Source organism: Novosphingobium sp. P6W (assembly GCF_000876675.2).
Lineage (GTDB): Bacteria > Pseudomonadota > Alphaproteobacteria > Sphingomonadales > Sphingomonadaceae > Novosphingobium.
This window is the reverse complement of the sequence record NZ_CP030352.1, coordinates 1,844,184-1,863,373: the sequence shown is the minus strand read 5'-3', so window position 1 is coordinate 1,863,373 and position 19,190 is coordinate 1,844,184. Positions and strand designations below refer to the sequence as shown.

The following is a 19,190-nucleotide window of genomic DNA, read 5'->3' as shown; positions in this document are numbered from 1 at the left end:
GGAAAATCGGGCATGGGAGGGAAGCGAGATGAGTGGTTTCGACGAGCGCGAACGCGCGATCGAGGCGCAGTTTGCACATGAGCAAGATATGAATTTCGCCATCGCGGCGAGGGGCAATCGCCTTCTCGCCCGTTGGGTATCCGTCCAGCTACGTCTGCCTCCGCAAGAGGCGGCGGTCTACGAGACAACCGTGGTTTGCATTGCGCTTGAGAACGGCGGCGAAAAAGTGGTGGTCGAAAAAGTAGCGAACGACCTCGAGGCCGCTGGCCTCGTGTTCACAAAAGCCGAAGTCGGCCGCACCATAACCCAAACAATGGCGGAAGCCCGGAGCCAAATCCTAAGCGAGGGCCTTATGCCCGGCGAGGGCTCGCTATCGCATTGATCAGCCAATCCAGGCAGCGAGGAGAGAACGATGAGCCCTATCCGCAGCGCTCCGATCAAAACCAAGGTCCTGCTATTCATCACACTGGCGACGGCCGGGCTGATTGCCTTCATTCCGATTGCGATATTCTACAAGCTCAATCGCTGAAGGCACAGTGTCTTAATGCCTAAATCAGGAGGGCCCCAGCGGCCTATCGCACTTAGTCGCAGACGCTGAGGGCAATGGTGGGTAACCGTCGGTGAGCCTCAGGGCGCGCGCCGACGGCGTTCGGGTATTGCCACGCGTTTCAGAGCCTCGGATGCCAAGAGGTAGGCCAGGACTATAACGCTAACCGGTGAGCACGGCCTGGTTCACCTGCGCAGCATTGGCTTCGATGACGATGCCGTCGGCCGGCACCAGATCGCCCGCGTCCAGCAGGACGATGTCGCCCGGCACGATGTCCTCGACCGGGATTTCGCACCGGACACTCGTCTCGCCTGGTGCCGGACTGCAGTGTGAGATCCTCTGCGCGTATCCGTTATCCTACGTAGCTATCCCGAGTTCGCGCGCCAACTTGATAGGCTACGCTGCCGACGAACCGCAGTGGAGACGGGAATGGATTGCTTGCCCGAGAAACCCGCTTCCAGCGCTACGCGACCGGATGACATAGGCTCGCCGGTCGCGCCGCCGGCCAAGTTAGGGGGATGGCGCAACTGGTTCCTCGGCTTCGTACTGATCGCGGCTTTGGTCGGAGCAGTCGCACACTGGGGCGAGGTGAAGGATTTTGCGCAATTGCTGCGCCGGGCACGACCGGCATGGCTGGCCCTCGCCATCGCCTTTCAGCTTTCGACGTATGTCAGCGTGGCGATGGGTTGGGCATTGGTCCTGACTCGGGCTGGCACGCCCCGGGGGTTGGCTCCATTGATCCGCATTGCCGTGACCAAGCTCTTTGCCGATCAGGCTCTGCCGAGTGCCGGGATGGGTGGAAATGTCCTACTCGTAGACCAGTTGCGACGGATCGGAGTGCCGCGCGGGACGGCGATCGCAGCGCTACTGATTTCGATGATCGGATTCTACGCCGCTTACGCCCTCCTGGCGATCGTGATGTTGATGATGTTATGGCTTCATCACCAAGCGACACCGCTCATGGCCGGCCTCGTGACGCTTCTGCTATGCGTTGCTCTGGCCATCCCCAGCCTCGCCCTGTGGCTGCGCCGCCGCGGCAGCAAGCCGCTGCCCGACCGGCTCGAACAGATCGCTTTCGTTCGCTCGCTGCTGGGCACCGTCGCCCAGGCTCCGAGCGAACTGCTGGCGGATCGCCGATTGTTGCTCCGCGTTGCGGCCTGCAGCGGCGTGGTGTTCCTGGCAGATGCCGGCACCCTTTTCGCTTGCCTGCGTGCGCTGGGTACCGAGCCATCGATAGCGACCAGTTTCATCGCTCTGGTCATGGCATCGATCGTGGTGACGCTGGGCCCCATCCCGCTGGGCCTTGGTAGTTTCGAGGCGGCTTCGACGGCAACCCTGCATCTTTTGGGAATACCTTTCGAGGCGGCGTTCGCGGGGACGATGCTGCTGCGGCTGCTGACCCTCTGGCTGCCGCTTCTTCCGGGCATGGCGCTGATGCGCAAGGCAATCAAACACCGGCCCCATCGCGATCGCACCTCGATGCCCGGTCCCGATCCGGAAAAATGATGCGAGAACAAACCGGTATCAATCACCGATCACTGGATCAAAAGTTCGAGTGACGATGCGTATGGTCGGATCCGCTGGATCAGACGACACTGCAAAGCCCATCTCACGTTCCATGTCGATCGCTTCATGGTGACCTGCATTTTCGATGGCCTCTACGATTTCAATACCTCGCGCCTTTGCATAACGAAGGACGTACTCGAGCAAGGTCCAGGAAATTCCTTTGCCCTTCGCGTCGGACCGCGTCGCTAGAGCGACCTCGGCTCTCAGGCCCTCCTGATCGGCGGCGAGCATGGCGGTAGCGATAACCTCTGCCTGGCCTTCCTCGAACGCCAGGAACGTGGTCGTTCGGCGATAATCGACGTTCGTCATCGCCGAAATGACTTCATGGTTCACATGGAGGGCACCATTAAGGAAACGAAACCGAAGGTCGTCCGCCGACACGCGTTCGAAGAATGCCGCGAGCAGCTGGGTATCGTCGGCTCGCACTGGCCGAACGTAAATGGACGTGCCGGTCTGCGTCACCAGCGTGGATGCCCACTCTATCGGCGCCGGATAAATGACCAGTCTGGAGGATTTCGCGGTGGCAGCGCAGATTCGAATACGTGCGTCCAGCGCTAGAACCCCATCGGGGTCGACCAGCAGAGGGTTGATGTCCAGTTCGAGGATATCAGGAATATCTTCAGCCATTGCCGAAAGGGCATCCAGCACGTTCGCGACAGCCTCGATATTGGCGGCCGGCTTACCACGATACGCCGCGAGCAGACGGGACATCCGCGTCTTCCCAATCAGCGCAAGAGCCTGCGCATGATCGATGGGCGGCAACGCAAGGGCCTTATCGGCGATGATCTCGACGGCCGTCCCGCCGGTCCCGGCGACAATGACGGGACCGAACGTGGGATCGTCCGCGATACCAACGATCATCTCGCGCGCAATGGGGCGGTGCGCCTGCTCCTGGATGAGGAAACCTTCCAGGCGCGCGCTGGGGCGTTCGCGGCGTATCTGCGCTTCCATCGCCCGTGCCGCGGCGCATGCCGCCACTCCATCCACCAAGCCTGTTACGACGCCGCCGACCTCGGACTTATGCACCAGTTCCCGCGATACGATCTTGAGGACATACGGCGCCTTGAGCCATGTACAGGCGACCTCGACATCTTCAGTCGCGGTGGCAAAGCGCCAGGCGGCGACAGGGATCGAATAGGCCGCGAGAAGATCGCTCGCTTCCATCTGCGAAAGTTCCGTCCGGCCATCCGCGCGAGCGTCTTCGACAATCCTGCGAGCGGCTATCACATCGCGGGTCACTACGCGGGTTGTCGCATCCCGGTCCGACAATGCCTCGCGTGCCTGCCGGCTCGCCAGCAGATATCCAAAACCGCGGATCGCATCGTCGGGAGTTGCGTAAATTGCAATCCCAGCACGCGCCATGATCCCGCTCGCGGCAAGGCAGTTCACCTCGCCGAGCCAACAGGCGAGTACGGGCTTGTCGATGTGGGTTGCCCGGGCGTCCATGACTTCCCGCGCAACCGCTTCGGCAATCGCCGCTGCATCTTGCTGGCCCGTGGGACAGTTCATTATCAGAACCGCATCCGTGCACGTCGCGCGCACGACTTCGCGGGTCGCCTCGCGATATCGGTCGGGCCCGGCATCGCCCCGGATGTCGACGGGGTTGGCCCCGGACCAAGGCGCAGGAAGGATGTCATTGAGCCGACCGAGTAGATCCTCATCGAGACTGGCCAGGACGCCATCGGTCTGCATCAGTGCATCGACAGCGAGGATGCCCGCCCCGCCGCCATTCGTCACGATGCCGAGCCGGGCGCCGCGGGGCGCGGTGGAAGTGCAGACTATCTCCGCCGCGTCGAACAGCTCAGTAAGGTTTTCGACGAGCACGATGCCGGCGCGTTCGAAGGCCGCACGATAGACATCGTAATTTCCGGCAAGCGCGCCGGTGTGCGAAAAGGTAGCGGGTGCCGCCGCCGGGGATCTGCCAGCCTTTATCGCGATGACCGGTTTGTGCCGCGCCGCGGCGGCTGCGGCGGACATGAACTTTGCGGCGTCAGTGACACCCTCTATGTAGAGGAGGATCGCCTTCGTCTTAGGGTCGGCAGCAAACAGGTCAATCAGATCGCCCAAATCGATGTCGACCATGTCGCCTATCGATACGAGCCCCGAAAAGCCGACGCTTCGCATCTGCGCCCAGTCGAGCACGGCGGTCATAAGTGCGCCGCTCTGAGAGATCAGCGCTAGCCCCCCAGGCAGTGCCTCCGTTCGCGCAAATGTGGCATTGAGTTTGGCGTGAGGCGCCATCAGCCCCAGACAATTGGGACCCATGATCCGCACGCGATGGCGACTTGCCGCAGCGAGCATCGCTTGCCTCAGCCCATCTTCCTCCGACAGGCCAGCGGTCAAAATGACCACGCTGGTCGTCCCGACCGCGCCGAGTGCAGAGATAACCTTGGGGACCGTATGGGGCGGCGTCACCACCACCGCCAGCGCCGGCGGTGCGCGCAAGTCTTCGATGCGGGCCACCCAGGATATTCCCGAACGGCGAACTTCATGCGGGTTCACGGCGATGATAGGCCCCGCAAAGCCGCCCTGGATAAGGTTGTCCAGCACCGCTGCACCAAGGCTGTGCAGCCGGTCGGAGCCGCCAACGACGGCAACGCTGCCGGGATTAAGGAACGGCGAGAGATCGTGCATTGCCAGGGGCCTCCGCTTCGCGGCTGGTGCGCCGCGACTCATTTCGCACGATGGGCTGGCCTCAAGCAGATCGGCCATAAGTAGATTCCCTGATGCCCGGCCTCAACGATGCACGATATCCCACGCCCATATCTCTCTACCCTATTGCCCAAGCGTGTTTTTCGAGGTGGTTTCTGTTTCAGACAAAAAGCGGCTATGTATCGCACACAGTCACCCACCGCTCCGACGCTCCGGCTTTCGCGGTCCACGTGATTGCGCGGATGGAGGCCGCGCTTGCGATGCCGGCTCGGGAGCGATCAGCTGTTGTGCGTTACGGCTTGGCGGCGGCCAGCTTGCTGCTTACCGCTGCGATCCGTTGGGCGCTGGCCCCGTGGCTTGGTGAACGGGCAGCTTACATTCCCTTTGCTCTGGTGGTCCTCTTCGCGATCGTGCTGTGCGGCCCGGGGCCAGCCATTTTCGCCAGCGTTGCTGCACTGCTGTTCGGTTACTATTTTTCCGGCCCCACCAACTTCAGCGTCGGCGAACAGGCAGAGGCATTGACCTTCGCCGTCACGGCAATTGGCATCCTCCTTCTGGGGGGCACCGTAAGCCGCCTTCGACACCAAGCCCTTGACAACGAACGCAAATCGCAAGCCCGGACCCGTGAAGCTCTAGCTGTGGCCGAAGAACTCAACTTGCTGATCGATGGTGCTGAGGGCCATGCTATATATATGCTCGATCCACGCGGCTGCGTTACCATCTGGAATCAGGGAGCCGAGCGACTGAAAGGCTGGAGCGAAGCCGAGGCTCTTGGGCAACACACCTCCGTCTTCTATCCTGCTGATGCACGGATAGCGGGCAAGCCCGAGGCGGACCTCGCCCGAGCGCGAAAAGAAGGGCGCTTCGAAGAAGAGTGCTGGCGCCTTCGGAAAGACGGAAGCGAGTTTCTCGCGTCCCTTTCACTCACCGCCCTGAAGGACGAACAGGGCAATTTGCGCGGCTTTGCGAAGATCGTTTCGGACATCACCGACAGTCGCGCTGCGGAAGATAACATCCGGGCTCGTGAAGAACATCTGGCATCGATCCTCTCGACGGTCCCGGACGCCATGGTGGTGATCAATCATAAAGGCATCATCCTCTCCTTCAGTTCCGCGGCACAGGCGTTGTTCGGCTATTTGGAGGATGCAATCGTGGGCTGTAATGTCAGCATGCTCATGCCTTCACCGGATCGTGAACGTCACGACGGCTACATCCTGCGATATCTCGAGACCAGTCAGAAACGGATCATCGGGATCGGCCGGATCGTATTCGCCCAGCGCAAGGACGGTTCGACCTTTCCCATGGAGCTCTCGATCGGCGAAGCGAAAAGCAGATCGCAACGCATCTTCACGGGCTTCATCCGCGATCTTACGGACCGACGACGCACCGAGGAGCGACTACAGTCCTTGCAGTCCGAGCTCATTCACGTGTCACGGCTAAGCGCGATGGGTACAATGGCCTCGACCCTCGCCCACGAACTCAATCAGCCGATTGCCGCCATTGCCAATTACGTCGAGGCGGTCCGCGATCAGCTCCTCGATCCTCGGGGTGAGGAGTTACCTTTGATGCGTGAAGCTCTTGACGATGCTGCCAAGGATGCGCTGCGCGCTGGGCAAATCGTTCGTCGCTTGCGCGATTTCGTCGCACGGGGGGACGTGGAGCGGTCGGTAGAAGAATTGCCAGCCTTGATTAAAGAAGCTTTGGTTCTGGGGCTGATGGGCGCGCGGGAACGTGGCATCGAGGCCACCTTCGACCTGGATCCTTCCGCTTCGCCGGTCCTGGTCGATCGAGTGCAAATCCAGCAGGTGCTTATCAATCTGCTGCGCAATGCCGTCGAGGCGCTAAGTGACTCCTCGGATCGCCGGGTACATGTGACGAGCAGTCCGGATAGAGACGGCCTGGTGCGCGTCAGCGTGGCCGACACCGGACCTGGAGTTGCCAAGGAAATTGTGGAGCAACTCTTCAGCGCATTCACCAGCACCAAGCCACAGGGCATGGGCCTGGGCCTTTCGATCTGCCGCACGATCATCGAGGCAAATGGCGGACGCATCTGGATGGAACCTCGGCCCGAAGGCGGCACGATCTTCCATTTCACCTTGCAGCGCGCGCAGACGGAGGACGAGCATGAGCAGCAGTAAGTTAGTGCACATCGTCGATGACGAGGAATCGATGCGACGCTCAACCGGATATGCGTTGAAGACTACCGGTTACGCGGTCGCCACCTGGTCCTCAGGCACCGAATTTCTCAAGCAGGTGCGGCACGCCGAGCAGGGGTGCATACTTCTCGATGTGCGTATGCCCGACATCGACGGCCTGGAAGTTCAGCAGGTTCTCGCCGCGCGCGGCGTAACGATGCCGGTCGTGATCATGACCGGTCACGGCGACATAACCATCGCGGTTCAGGCGATGAAAGCGGGCGCCGTGGACTTTCTCGAAAAACCGTTCGAAAAATCGGCGCTCCTGAACGCCGTCGAAGCTGCATTCGAGCGTATCGCCAAGGCGGACGACGCAGCCATCAAAGCCCAGGATGCCGCTACGTTGCTGGCGGCGCTGACCCCGCGAGAGCGCGATGTCCTGGAAGGCCTGGCTCAGGGGCTGCCCAACAAGACCATTGCATATGACCTGGGCATCTCACCGCGCACGGTCGAGGTTCACCGTGCGAACCTGATGGCCAAGCTCGACGTACGCAGCCTGTCCGATGCACTGCGCATCGCCTTTGCGGCCGGGTTAGGGCAGTAACCCTTAGGGCCACTACGTAAAGACCCGCACGAGTGGGTTCGCCATTCCCATGGCTAAAGATGGGAACGGTGAATTGAATAGTAGTTTGAAACAATCTGAACGGCGCAGACCACGCATCCTCCTCGTCGAGGACGACGCAAGCGTACGGCGCTCAACGCAGCTATTGCTTCAGGGCAAGGGCTTCGATGTTCGTGCCCATGCCGCCGCCGACCCAATCCTGCTGACGGGAGATTTCAGCGACGTCGCTTGCCTGGTCGTGGACTACCGCCTGGGCGAACATGACGGCATGGCCGTTCTGCAAGTAATGCGCGAGCATGGCTGGCACGGACCGGCTATCCTGGTGACTGCGTTTTCAACAGCGGAATTAAGGCGGTGCGCGCAGTTGGCCGGCTTCAGTGAATTTCTCGAAAAGCCGATGGAGGAATGGGCGCTTGTCCGTGCCGTTGCGCGCTTGACCGGGCTCAATCCGGACCAGCCCGGATGAGCGGGAAAGATAACGCCCCCCATCGAGGCCGATATCCTGAGGATATGTCGGCATTTGAACGCCTGTCCCCGCGTGAGCGCGAAGTCCTCGACGGCGTGGTGCGTGGCCTTACCAACAAGGCCATCGCTCGCGAGCTCGGCATCAGTTTTCGGACAGTGGAAATCCACCGGGCCAGAATGATGCGCAAGCTCAATGCCAATACCATCGCAGGCCTTGTCGAGATCGCTTTGAGCCGTTGAGTGGTGCGCAGATCGAACATGGGAATGGTGCCCACATTTTTGGTCGCCTAGCACTTCCTCACAAAAATCAGGCGGCGCGGCCCGAGGCGGCCAAGGACGGTGGCGAGGTCGATGCCGGCCACCGCCAGGCATCCTTCGCTTCGACCGATTTTGCCTGCGGCGCCAGCCAGACCGTAGGAGACATAGTCCGCGGAATGAATGACCAGCCCCCGTTGGGCGGCATTGCTATTGCTCTGCTCAAGCCCGCGAAGATGGCGCGAAGACCCATGCCGTCCTTCGTAAATGCCTTCGGTGAGATAGGCCCCGGCGGAGGAGGCGTTGGATCCACTGCTATTGGAAAAGGAGTGCACCCAACCGCTATGCTCGGGATCGGACCCCCGTCCATGTGCCACCAGGACGGGCTTGCTTGTGCCGCCAAGCAAATCAACGATGTGAAAGCGCGGCGCCGCCGATGGGGCACTGAAATCGACCACGCCCACCACGTCGCGTTCAGGACTGAAGTGGGAATGCCGTTCGAGCGCCCCAAGAGCCTGTGACAGGAGTGACATGGGAGGCGATTGCGCTGCCGCAGCAGCGGCGTGACCGGGCCGCACCAATGCAATCGAACCGAGTGCTGCGAGGAAATAACGACGCGAAATCACGTGGCGAGGGCTCCGGATGCGTTTGGAAACCAATAACGCGAATCCGATCGGCAAGGTAGGTAAGTACAAACCCTTATAGGCCTGCCGCATCGACACCCGGCAAACACAGGCTATGAAAATATGGTCCCTGCCTTTGTTCGCGATGCTTCTGTCGGCCGCCTCGCCGCCGCCACATTGGTCCAGTATGCAAGTGAGCCGTCTACTGACCCTGATGGAACGCTCTTCGGATGAGGGGCTCGCCGAAGCAACGCAAGACGTACCGCGCCTCAGGCAGGCCTTGGCGCTTGGCGACGTGGACGCGACGGACGCGCTCGCCACCCGCATGGCACAGAACCTTCTCGGCAATTATATCGGTGGCTGTTGTAATGCGGCGCTCAGATCCAACTGGCATATCGCCAACGGATACGAGACGTTCGACCGGCGCGGCGCCATAGCCAGCGCGGTGCGCGACGATGGCTTGGACGCGCTCTTTGGCCGTGCCCTTCCGTCCCATCCCTTCTATGCGGCGCTGCGCGCGGCATACTCGCGTGAACGTGACCCAATTCGCCGAAACACGCTTGCCGCCAATCTCGACAGATGGAGGTGGATGCCTCGCGATCCGGGCTCGCGTTACCTTCTGGTGAACGCAGCCGCCTTCGAGGCAACGCTATGGCAGGACGGAGCAATGATTGGCCGCTGGGCCGTTGTCGTGGGCAAGACCAGATCGCCAACTCCGGTTTTTGCGGCGCGCGTAACCGGCGTTGTCGTAAACCCCTGGTGGGAGATTCCTCCGGCGATCGCTCGGGAGAGCGTCGCAGGCCTTCTCGCCCGTGACCCGGCGGAAGCCGCACGCCGGGGCTATGTCCGCGCCGGCCAGCGCTATCGTCAGCGCCCCGGGGCGAACAATGCGTTGGGCCGCATGAAACTCGTCATGCCAAACCCCTACAATGTGTACCTCCATGACACGCCCGCGCAAAACCTGTTTGGGCAGGACGTCCGCGCTTTCAGCCATGGCTGCGTTCGCGTGGGCGACGCCTTGGGTCTAGCCGCGACCCTCTTGGGCAAACCCCATTCTCGTTCGAGGCTAGGATCTCTGGTTGCGAAGGGTCAGACACAGACGCTCAGTCTGCCAGCGCCTATCCCTGTGTACGTAGCCTACTTTACGGCCGAACCAGACGGCGCGGGAAGCGTGCGCTATTTTCCCGACGTCTATCGGCGCGACGTGAAGGCTCAGGCGCCAAGCCCAGAAGGAACTTGCCCGCGATAGACGCCTGGACCGCCTTGTTATCCATCAAGCACACTAAAGCCGTCTCGCGGGTTTTCAAAGTGCATGTCGGGCCCGCGCGCGATCAACCGCCCGTTGGCACGTTATCCCGGCACAGCGGTGTCAGGAAGCACATGGGAGAATTGCGTATAGGCAATCCGAACTGGCCGGTCGAAGACCTCGACAGACCTTGATCGAAAGAGGGCTCAGTCGATCCGGCGAAAAGGCCTGCGCAGCACGGTCCGGCCTCCAGAGATCTGACCGGCACGCGTACAGGAGACGGTAGCATGGCACTGACCTCGGTAAAGCAGCGGATTGTGCTGTGTCATCCCGACACCGAAAGTCTCTGTTCGGCAATCGCGAAACGCTGGTTGGTCCGGGCGCAGGGACATCACCAGGAATGCGAGGTCCGAGACCTCTACGCGGACGGATTTGACCCTGTACTCAAATCGAACGAGCAGCCTGGCAAGCAAGGGTACGCTCCGCTGGAGGCGAACCTAGCCGAGTTGGAAGTCCTGAAGGCGCTCGATGTTTTGGTGTTCGTCTACCCAATCTGGTTCGGGAGCCCGCCCGCTATGCTGAAAGGGTATTTCGAGCGCGTGGTGGGCTGCGGAAATGTCGTGAATACTCCGGGCCACACAAAACCGTTGGCCGGCGTTCGTCTGGTCAGTATCTGCACGTCCGGCGCAAGAGGTGTCTGGCTGGCGGAAAAAGGCGTCACGGGGGCCCTGCACACCATCTTCGATCAATATGTTTCCGAAGCTTTCGGGAGCAAGAAAACGTATCGACTGCATCTGGATTCCATAGATGAACGAACGGATGACTTCTTCATTCGCACCCGCCTCGCCGATGTCGACCAGTTTGCCGACCAGGTCTGCGCGGATGCATATGGAGATGTCCGAGGCTTGTCGCCGTCGTGAGCATCGCTTTGTTCGGATGACATCGATCACATCGGTTTAGCGCACGGTTGGCGGGATTCGCGCGACGCAGTGCGCACGCGGCCATCGGACCAACGGCGGTTCGAACCTTGAAAGGATGATGGATGACCCCGCAAAATCGATGCGACACGAATGGGTCCCCATCCAGGATGCCCGCCATCTTCGAAATGTGCCGGACTGTCTCTCGCTCTCCTGTTCACGGCCGCTGCGAGCGTATGGCGGCTTCAGTGACCTCGATACGGGCAGATTTGATTTTCCCGGCACGGCCGGGTGACGCCGGCAAGGAAGACACGGCCACGAGATTGGTAAGCGCGCGAACGCGCCATTCCGCGCGGTCCCGCGCAATGGATGAAACATGACCGCGGTGAGCGCGCTTCAGCCGACAGGGCTGACGAACCTCGCGGCCCAGGCGCGGTTGGCGCAAGACGGTGCCAACGAAATCCCGCGGGCCGGGAAGAAATCGCTGCTGGGCATTGTCTTGAATGTCTTGCGCGAGCCGATGCTCGCCCTGCTCCTGGTCGGCGGCATGGCGTACCTTCTGCTGGGAGATCTCACCGAAGCGCTCATCCTGCTGGCATTCGCAACCTTTTCCGTAGCCGTCACCGTCGTACAGGAGACACGCACCGAACATGTTCTTGAGGCCCTGCGCGATCTTTCGGCGCCTCGCGCGCTTGTCATCAGGGAGGGCGTTCGCAGTCGGATCGCCGGACGAGACGTGGTGCGCGGTGACCTGATCGTACTTGGCCAAGGCGATCGTGTAGCCGCCGACGCAGTCCTCATCGAAGCGAGCGACTTGCAGGCCGACGAGTCGCTCCTGACAGGCGAGTCCATGCCGGTCGACAAATCCGTCGACACGGACGGGGACGTCGACCCTCGGCCCGTTGGTCATGACCAGTCCCGGATCTATTCAGGATCGCTCATCGTTCGCGGCAGCGGAGTAGCACAGGTCGTGGCGACCGGAGCGCATACCAAAATGGGCAAGATCGGTCAGAGCCTTGCGTCACTGAAGAGCGAAGCACCTCGCCTCCAAAGAGACACCGCCCGGATCGTCACGTGGTGCGCAGGCGGGGGCGCCGCCGTCGCGCTGGTCGTCGTTCTTTTGTTCCGATTGCTGCGCGGAGGGTGGATCGAAGCCCTGCTGGCCGGGATTGCGATCGGCATGGCAATGCTTCCCGAAGAATTCCCCGTCGTGCTGACGGTATTTCTGGCAATGGGCGCCTGGCGGATCGGCAAGGTCGGGGTACTCACAAGGCGCGCATCGGCCATCGAGACGCTGGGCTCGGCTACCGTTCTGTGCACTGACAAGACCGGCACCTTGACGGAAAACAGGATGTCCGTGACCTCGCTGTGGTTACCATCGGGCGAGGTAGCGGCTTTCGCCAGCGACCGGCCCATTCCTGAAGGTTTCCGACACCTGCTCCAAAACGCGGCATTGGCCAGCGCTGTCAAACCTGACGATCCGATGGAGATAGCGCTACACAAAGCAGCCAGCGCAGAGACGCAGATACATCGACACAGGGAACTCGTACATAGCTGGCCCCTGAGGCCCGGACTTCTGGCGATGTCGAATGCCTGGCGTGAGGACGGTATCCTGACGGTTTCGGCCAAAGGCGCGCCCGAGGCGGTCGCCACCCTTTGCCAGCTGACCCCCGAGCTACTGTCTATCTTGACGGACGCCGTCGAGGCAATGGCGGTCCGGGGCATTCGCGTGCTGGCCGTGGCACACGCGATCGCCCCCGATCCCAATTGGGCCGAAACTCAGCATTCCTACAACTATGAGCTAGCGGGGCTCGTCGGCCTCGCTGATCCTATCCGCGCGAGCGTGCCAGCTGCGGTCGCGCAATGCCGCAGCGCCGGCATACGCGTCGTGATGATCACCGGCGATTACGCCGCCACAGCGCGCGCAATAGCACGCGAGGCGGGGATCGCCGGCGACGAGGTGCTGTCCGGTGCCGAGCTTACGGGCCTTGACGACCATCAACTCAGTGAACGCCTGAAAACGGTCAATGTCTTTGCGCGGATCATGCCTGAGCAGAAGTTACAGATCGTTCAAGCCCTAAAGGCTAGCGGCGAAATCGTCGCGATGACGGGCGATGGGGTCAACGATGCCCCGTCGCTCAAAGCCGCGCATATCGGTATCGCCATGGGGAAACGCGGCACCGATGTAGCGCGGGAAGCCTCGGCCATGGTCCTGCTAGACGATGACTTCCAATCAATCGTGCAATCCGTTCGCCTCGGACGTCGAATCTACGACAATATCCGCAAGGCCATGGCATTTATATTCGCAGTTCATGTGCCGATTGCCGGTCTTGCTCTTCTGCCGCTTGTATCCGGGCTGCCCGTGCTGTTCGGTCCGATCCACATCGCTCTTCTCGAGATGGTAATCGACCCGGTCTGCGCCCTGGTTTTCGAAGCGGAGCACGCGGAGGACAACGTTATGCGGCGCCCTCCACGCGATCCTGCAGAACGATTGTTTTCGGTTCCGATGATAATCTGGAGCGTCTTCCAGGGCATAACCGCGTTCGTGATCCTGGGGGCGCTGTTTGTCATAACCGGCAACTCGTCGATGCCCGAAGCTGAAATGCGCGCGCTCACGTTCTTTTCACTGATCGCTGCGATTATCGCCTTGATCCTCGTCAACCAGTCGTATCGCGCAACGGTCCGCGGCCTCATCGCCCGCCCGAATAAAGTGATGCTTTACGTCACCGCGATTATCGCAGCGGTGTCCGGTCTGATCCTCTCGATACCGACAGCGCAATCCTTGCTGAAGTTCGGTTCCATCGCCTGGAGCGACATAGCGCTGGCTATGGGGCTTGGTGCCGGCCTTCTGATTTTTCTTGAAGGATGCAAGGCGCTGATCGGACTGAACGGCGGGAAGAACGGCGAGACAAGCCGATGGATACCACGGTGAGGTGTGGCCACTACGTACATATCCGCAATGCAATGAGGGCTCGGACGGAGGATTGTGCGGCATGAGCGAAGAATGCCAGATCCCGACTGGCATTGTCGTGATTGTCCATGCCGGTGGCGCCGATACCCTGTTTAACCCGAAAGCGCTCGTTCGGCTCAACATCGAGCTCACCTCAATTCCCGCCGTCACTGCTGCTACCCCGAGGTTTCCAAACACGTAAAATCAGCAAGCACATGCTGCCACGAGCCTGTGCTCAAAAGCGAGAAGATTGACCGCGATGCAGATGGCCGAAACCGTACTTGCCAAAGCAACAGCGCAAGTTGCCGCAGCGCAAAAGCACATGCCGGTCATCAAGGGCTTTGTTGATGCGCCGACCTGCACGGTTACTTACGTCGTGCATGATCCGGCCACCCGCCGGGCTGCCATCGTCGACAGCGTGCTGACCTATGATCCGGCATCGGGGCGGACGGCACTGGACGCGATCAATCCGGTGATCGCGTATGTCGCCGAACAAGGTCTTGGCGTCGACTGGCATCTCGAAACGCACGCCCATGCCGACCACCTGTCAGCCGCTCCGTACCTCCAGCACAAGTTCGGCGGTGAAATCTCCATCGGTGCGCATATCTGCGAGGTCCAACAGACTTTTGGCAAGCTCTTCAACGCAGGCACCGATTTCGCTCGCGATGGCTCCGACTTCGATCATCTCTGGGCCGATGGCGGAACATTCCAGATCGGCAATCTGCCGGTCACCGTATTGCATGTGCCGGGCCACACGCCGGCCTGCGTCGCCTATGTGATCGGCGACGCCGTCTTCGTGGGCGATACCATGTTCATGCCGGACTACGGCACGGCGCGCGCCGACTTCCCCGGCGGAGATGCCCGCACGCTATTCCGCTCGCTACGCCGGCTTCTCGAGCTGCCGCCCGAGACGCGCCTGTTCATGTGCCACGATTATCTGCCCGAAGGCCGCGATTATTTCGTCTGGGAATCGACCGTCGCGGATCAGCGCCGGGCAAATGTCCATGCACGAGACGGGATCGACGAGGGTGCCTTCGTCGTCATGCGAGAGACCCGGGATCGCACGCTGCCCATGCCCCGCCTGATCCTGCCTTCAGTGCAGGTCAACATGCGCGCCGGACATATGCCGCCAGCCGAGGAGAATGGCATCGTCTACCTCAAGATACCGGTGAACCAGCTGTGAGGGCCGACATGTTTCCCCATGCCGATGCCAGTGGCGGCCTGATCGGCGGCTTCATGATCGGTCTGGCTGCCGCGATCATGCTGCTGGGCCTGGGCCGGATCGCGGGCGTGAGCGGCCTCACCGCGCGCGCCGCCGGCCTCTCCGACAGCGGTGCTCCGCGCGGGATCGCGGTCGCCTTTGTGCTGGGCCTGCCACTGGGCGCTTTGATCATCGCGTCGCTGGCAGGAGGCATCCATGCGACCTTCCCCGCGCCCGGCCTGCTCGTCGTCGCCGGGGTGATCGTCGGGTATGGAACGAGGCTGGGCTCAGGTTGCACAAGCGGGCACGGCGTTTGCGGGCTGTCTCGTCTGTCTCGTCGCTCGATGCTGGCCACCGGTCTGTTCATGGCGAGCGGTTTTGCGACCGTAGCCGCGATGCGCTTTGCAGGAGCGCTGTGATGCGGATCGTGATCGCCTTGCTGTCGGGCGCACTGTTCGGAGCTGGGCTTGCCGTTTCAGGCATGGCCGATCCGGCGCGGGTGCGAGGTTTCCTCGACCTCTTCGGCCGCTGGGATCCCACTCTGGCCTTCGTGATGGGCGGCGCCCTTGTTCCCATGGCGCTTGCTTGGCTGGTCCGCAAGCAGCTCGAAAAGCCGCTCGCGGACGCCGCCTTCGATCTGCCCGAGACGCGCGGGATCGATGGCAGGCTCGCGCTTGGCGCGGTGCTGTTCGGTATCGGATGGGGTCTTGGAGGCCTTTGCCCGGGTCCCGCCATCGCGAGTCTCGCGCTGGCACCCATGCTGGCCGCGCCCTTCGTGCTGGCCATGCTCCTGGGCATGGCGATACACCGTGCCACGAGCAGACTGCCCGCCATTTCGCGATGCCGACAAGGAGCACGTCCATGGCGAAAAAGCCAATGACTATGCGGCCCAGGCGTCTGTCTAATCCCGCACATAGCAAGACGGATACGTCGGGCATGACAGGGTGGCCCATCGCGCTGCTACTCGCGCTTGCCCGATGAAACGCGAGTGAAAGGACATGACCATGTTCGATGCCGTTGACGCCCTTTTACTGGCCCGCGCGCAATTTGCCTTTACCGTCAGTTTTCATTTCCTGTTCCCGGCCTTTTCGATCGGGTTGGCCAGCTATCTCATGGTACTGGAAGGATTGTGGCTGGCCACCGGCAAGGGCCTCTACGCCAATCTCTATCGCTACTGGCTCAAGATCTTCGCCGTCGTCTTCGCCATGGGCGTCGTCTCGGGCATTGTCATGTCGTATCAGTTCGGCACCAACTGGTCGGTGTTTTCCGAAAGGCAGGGCCGGTCATCGGGCCACTGATGGCTTACGAGGTGCTCACCGCCTTCTTCCTCGAAGCCGGGTTCCTCGGCGTAATGCTGTTCGGCATCGACAAGGTCGGGCGCAAGCTGCACTTCACCGCCACTTGCGCGGTCGCGGTCGGGACCTTCATCTCCGCTTTCTGGATCCTGTCGGTCAACAGCTGGATGCAGACCCCAACCGGCTACGAGATCGGCGCCAACGGCCAGTTCCTGCCTGGGCCGAGCTGGACCGCAATCATCTTCAACCCCAGTTTTCCCTATCGTCTAGTCCACACCGTTCTGGCGGCCTATCTCACCACCGCCTTCGCGGTCGGCGGGGTGGGCGCCTGGCATCTGCTCAAGGACCGGGCCAATCCTGGCGCGCGCACGATGTTCTCGATGGCGATGTGGATGGCCGCGATCGTCGCGCCGATCCAGATTTTCGCGGGCGACATGCACGGCCTCAACACGCTGGAGCATCAGCCGGCCAAGGTCATGGCGATGGAAGGGCATTTCGAGAGCCATCCGGACGGCGCGCCGCTGATCCTGTTCGGTATCCCGGATAGCGCCAACAAGCGGATCGACTACGCTATTGAGATTCCCAAGGCGTCCTCGCTCATTCTCAGGCATGATCTGAATGCGCCGCTAAAGGGATTGGACAGCGTGCCCGATGGCGATGAACCTCCCGTCGGCATCGTTTTCTGGGCGTTTCGCGTGATGGTCGGGCTTGGCTTCGCTATGCTGGGGCTGGGGCTATGGAGCCTGCTAGCCCGAGTGCGCGGCAAGCTGCATGAGTGGACCTGGCTGCACCGCTCGGCGCTTGTCATGGGACCGGCGGGGTTCGTCGCTGTCCTGGCGGGATGGATCGTCACCGAAGTCGGACGCCAGCCTTTCACGGTCTACGGCTTGCTGCGCACAGTCCACAGTGCATCCCCGCTCGACGCGCCCGCCGTGGCGGCTTCGCTGCTGGCCTTCGTCATCGTCTACTTCAGTGTCTTCGGCATGGGCATTTGGTACCTGCTGCATCTGATGAGGAAGCCGCCTCAGGCTCACGAAGGTACGCTCGACGGCGCGCCGATCCGCACTGCCGGTATTACCCCGGCACCTGCCATCGAAGGAGGGCAATGACGATGTTCGATCTTACCGTCATCTGGGCCGTCATCATCGGCTTCGCCATCGTCGCCTATGTCGTCATGGACGGCTTCGACCTCGGGATCGGCATCCTCTTCCCGCTGTTCAAGGTCGGCAAGGACCGGGATACCGCGATGAACAGCATCGCTCCGGTGTGGGACGGCAACGAGACCTGGCTGGTGCTGGGCGGCGGAGGCCTCCTCGCTGCCTTCCCTCTGGCCTATGCCATCGTCCTGCCCGCACTTTACGCACCTCTGATCGCCATGCTCTTGGGCCTGGTGCTGCGCGGCGTCGCTTTCGAGTTCCGCTGGCGCGACCCGGCGCACCGGGCTTTGTGGGACATGGCCTTCACCGGCGGTTCGGCGGTGGCGACATTTGCGCAAGGGATAGCGCTGGGCGCTCTGCTCCAGGGGATCAGCGTCTCAGGACGCGCCTACTCCGGTGGCTGGTGGGAATGGCTCTCGCCGTTCTCCGTGCTGACCGGGTTCGGCCTGATGACCGGCTATGCGCTGCTCGGGGCATGCTGGCTGAACTGGAAGACGGAAGGCGCGCTACAGCGGCAGGTCGTCACCTATGCCGGACGCCTGGGCATCGCGCTGCTCGCCGTGATCGGCGCGGTCAGTCTCGCTACGCTGACGCTGGAGGCCAGATACCAGACCCGCTGGCTGAGCTGGCCGGGCGTACTCGCCACCGCGCTGGTACCGCTCGCTACGCTCATCGTCACGGCCCTGCTCTATCGCAGTCTTTCGCGCCGCAGGGATGCACAGCCGTTCTTCTGGGCACTTGCGATGTTTGGTCTGTGCCTCCTCGGCCTCGGATTCTCGATCTGGCCCTACGTGATTCCGGCTCGGGTCACCATCTGGGAAGCGGCAGCACCCTATCGCAGCCAGTTGTTCATGCTTATCGGCAGCGCCGTGCTGGTGCCGGTAATCCTGGTTTACACCGCTTGGGCCTACTGGGTGTTTCGCGGCAAGGTCGGCAGTGAGGGCTATCACTGATGCGACAGACAGTCGTCCACATCTGCTGGTTCGTGGGAATCTGGTCGGGTAGCGTCCTTCTCCTTGGCGCTCTGTCGCTGACACTGCGGGTCTGGTTACGGTGACGCCCAGAAGCGCGAACAAATGCGGAAGGTCCCTTGCCCTTCTTGCCCGCCAGGGACTTGCCCCGGAGTAACGATCGCCCGCCCGGCCTCCTCGCCTCTTCAACAGGCACTCTAATCGAGACGCTAAAGCCAAGTGTGGGAGCGGGCTGCCGACGCTAAACGGCTATCCGGCATCACGCACTTACGTCCTCAGCGTGACGAACCGATCGCAGCAGCTGACCGGTCCCTCTGCAGCTTCGCGTGCGAGCCGACATCTTTGCGTTCCGAGTACCGGTCGACCAATTGGCCGGCGTTAGGCCGCGTCGGCGCTGTGAAGCGCACCAACTCCTCCATCACGTCCACGACACGATCATAGTAAACGGATGTTCTCGGACACTTAAAATTCATGTCGCGACAATGCAAACGTTCGGACCAAGGTACGCGGACACCAAAAAACGGCCGCCCGCCTCGCGGCGCCGCGCTCTATGCTCCGGCTTCGCCTGCGCCCCGAGCCCCCAAGGGG

The 19,190-nt window shown here is 61.8% G+C and carries 17 protein-coding genes and 2 pseudogenes; 15 read left to right on the top strand and 4 right to left on the bottom strand.

The genetic code is table 11. From position 1 onward, the window contains the following. Window positions 1-28 precede the first annotated feature (28 nt). Window positions 29-382, top strand: coding sequence for a DUF1476 domain-containing protein (locus TQ38_RS09035; RefSeq protein ID WP_043979271.1), 354 nt, complete (start codon window positions 29-31; stop codon window positions 380-382). A 327-nt stretch (window positions 383-709) separates the two neighbouring features. On the opposite strand, the gene TQ38_RS30890 is transcribed toward TQ38_RS09035, so the two are convergent. Further along, window positions 710-835, bottom strand: a complete 126-nt coding sequence (locus TQ38_RS30890; protein ID WP_255417969.1) for a hypothetical protein — start codon at window positions 833-835, stop codon at window positions 710-712. Between the two features lie 150 nt (window positions 836-985). On the opposite strand from TQ38_RS30890, the gene TQ38_RS09025 reads away from it, so the two are divergent. Next, window positions 986-2,053 (top strand): lysylphosphatidylglycerol synthase transmembrane domain-containing protein, encoded by a 1,068-nt coding sequence (locus TQ38_RS09025; RefSeq protein WP_240197835.1) that lies wholly within the window; start codon window positions 986-988, stop codon window positions 2,051-2,053. A gap of 18 nt (window positions 2,054-2,071) precedes the next feature. Here TQ38_RS09025 and TQ38_RS09020 read toward each other — a convergent pair whose 3' ends face one another. Beyond that, a complete protein-coding gene (locus TQ38_RS09020) occupies window positions 2,072-4,747 on the bottom strand; it encodes a bifunctional acetate--CoA ligase family protein/GNAT family N-acetyltransferase (RefSeq protein ID WP_205316017.1) in 2,676 nt (891 codons plus the stop codon). Window positions 4,748-4,839: 92 nt separating this feature from the next. Between TQ38_RS09020 and TQ38_RS09015 the strand changes: the two genes are divergently transcribed. From TQ38_RS09015 to TQ38_RS09000, 4 genes are read left to right on the top strand one after another with little or no spacing between them, the layout of a single operon-like run. After that, window positions 4,840-6,903: a PAS domain S-box protein gene (locus TQ38_RS09015; protein WP_370059766.1), complete on the top strand. Its 2,064-nt coding sequence runs from the start codon at window positions 4,840-4,842 to the stop codon at window positions 6,901-6,903. Further along, complete coding sequence (locus tag TQ38_RS09010; protein WP_043979277.1) at window positions 6,890-7,504, top strand: response regulator transcription factor; 615 nt, start codon at window positions 6,890-6,892, stop codon at window positions 7,502-7,504. The genes TQ38_RS09015 and TQ38_RS09010 overlap by 14 nt, the downstream gene beginning before the upstream one ends. Window positions 7,505-7,553: 49 nt before the next feature. Beyond that, complete coding sequence (locus TQ38_RS09005; RefSeq protein WP_082057925.1) at window positions 7,554-7,988, top strand: response regulator; 435 nt, start codon at window positions 7,554-7,556, stop codon at window positions 7,986-7,988. Between the two features lie 44 nt (window positions 7,989-8,032). Beyond that, window positions 8,033-8,227: a response regulator transcription factor gene (locus TQ38_RS09000; protein WP_043979279.1), complete on the top strand. Its 195-nt coding sequence runs from the start codon at window positions 8,033-8,035 to the stop codon at window positions 8,225-8,227. 47 nt (window positions 8,228-8,274) lie between these two features. On the opposite strand, the gene TQ38_RS08995 is transcribed toward TQ38_RS09000, so the two are convergent. Further along, on the bottom strand, window positions 8,275-8,868 hold the full coding sequence (locus TQ38_RS08995; RefSeq protein ID WP_052505953.1) for a murein L,D-transpeptidase catalytic domain-containing protein: 594 nt from the start codon (window positions 8,866-8,868) through the stop codon (window positions 8,275-8,277). A 112-nt stretch (window positions 8,869-8,980) separates the two neighbouring features. Between TQ38_RS08995 and TQ38_RS08990 the strand changes: the two genes are divergently transcribed. From TQ38_RS08990 to cydB, 9 genes and pseudogenes are all read left to right on the top strand, one after another. Further along, on the top strand, window positions 8,981-10,114 hold the full coding sequence (locus TQ38_RS08990; protein ID WP_043979281.1) for a L,D-transpeptidase family protein: 1,134 nt from the start codon (window positions 8,981-8,983) through the stop codon (window positions 10,112-10,114). 284 nt (window positions 10,115-10,398) lie between these two features. Next, window positions 10,399-11,031 carry an NAD(P)H-dependent oxidoreductase gene (locus TQ38_RS08985; protein WP_043979282.1) on the top strand — a complete coding sequence of 211 codons (633 nt, stop codon included), beginning with the start codon at window positions 10,399-10,401 and terminating at the stop codon, window positions 11,029-11,031. A gap of 373 nt (window positions 11,032-11,404) precedes the next feature. Then, window positions 11,405-13,960 carry a cation-translocating P-type ATPase gene (locus TQ38_RS08980; protein ID WP_043979284.1) on the top strand — a complete coding sequence of 852 codons (2,556 nt, stop codon included), beginning with the start codon at window positions 11,405-11,407 and terminating at the stop codon, window positions 13,958-13,960. A 61-nt stretch (window positions 13,961-14,021) separates the two neighbouring features. Further along, complete coding sequence (locus TQ38_RS29935; RefSeq protein ID WP_162792230.1) at window positions 14,022-14,180, top strand: hypothetical protein; 159 nt, start codon at window positions 14,022-14,024, stop codon at window positions 14,178-14,180. Between the two features lie 63 nt (window positions 14,181-14,243). Next, a complete protein-coding gene (locus TQ38_RS08975; RefSeq protein WP_043979310.1) occupies window positions 14,244-15,161 on the top strand; it encodes an MBL fold metallo-hydrolase in 918 nt (305 codons plus the stop codon). Window positions 15,162-15,169: 8 nt separating this feature from the next. Then, window positions 15,170-15,598, top strand: a complete 429-nt coding sequence (locus TQ38_RS08970) for a YeeE/YedE family protein (RefSeq protein ID WP_043979285.1) — start codon at window positions 15,170-15,172, stop codon at window positions 15,596-15,598. Next, the gene (locus TQ38_RS08965; protein WP_113941906.1) at window positions 15,598-16,059 is read left to right on the top strand and encodes a DUF6691 family protein; all 462 of its coding nucleotides are present in this window, start codon (window positions 15,598-15,600) and stop codon (window positions 16,057-16,059) included. Before TQ38_RS08970 ends, TQ38_RS08965 begins: the two co-directional genes overlap by 1 nt. Before the next feature lie 124 nt (window positions 16,060-16,183). Next, window positions 16,184-17,583 (top strand): annotated as a pseudogene (locus TQ38_RS08960) (cytochrome ubiquinol oxidase subunit I). Window positions 17,584-17,585: 2 nt separating this feature from the next. Beyond that, window positions 17,586-18,584, top strand: a complete 999-nt coding sequence (gene cydB, locus TQ38_RS08955; protein ID WP_043979290.1) for a cytochrome d ubiquinol oxidase subunit II — start codon at window positions 17,586-17,588, stop codon at window positions 18,582-18,584. A 293-nt stretch (window positions 18,585-18,877) separates the two neighbouring features. Here the strand turns inward: cydB and TQ38_RS30885 are convergent. Further along, window positions 18,878-19,057 (bottom strand): annotated as a pseudogene (locus TQ38_RS30885) (arsenical resistance protein ArsH); the annotation flags it as partial. Window positions 19,058-19,190 lie beyond the last annotated feature (133 nt).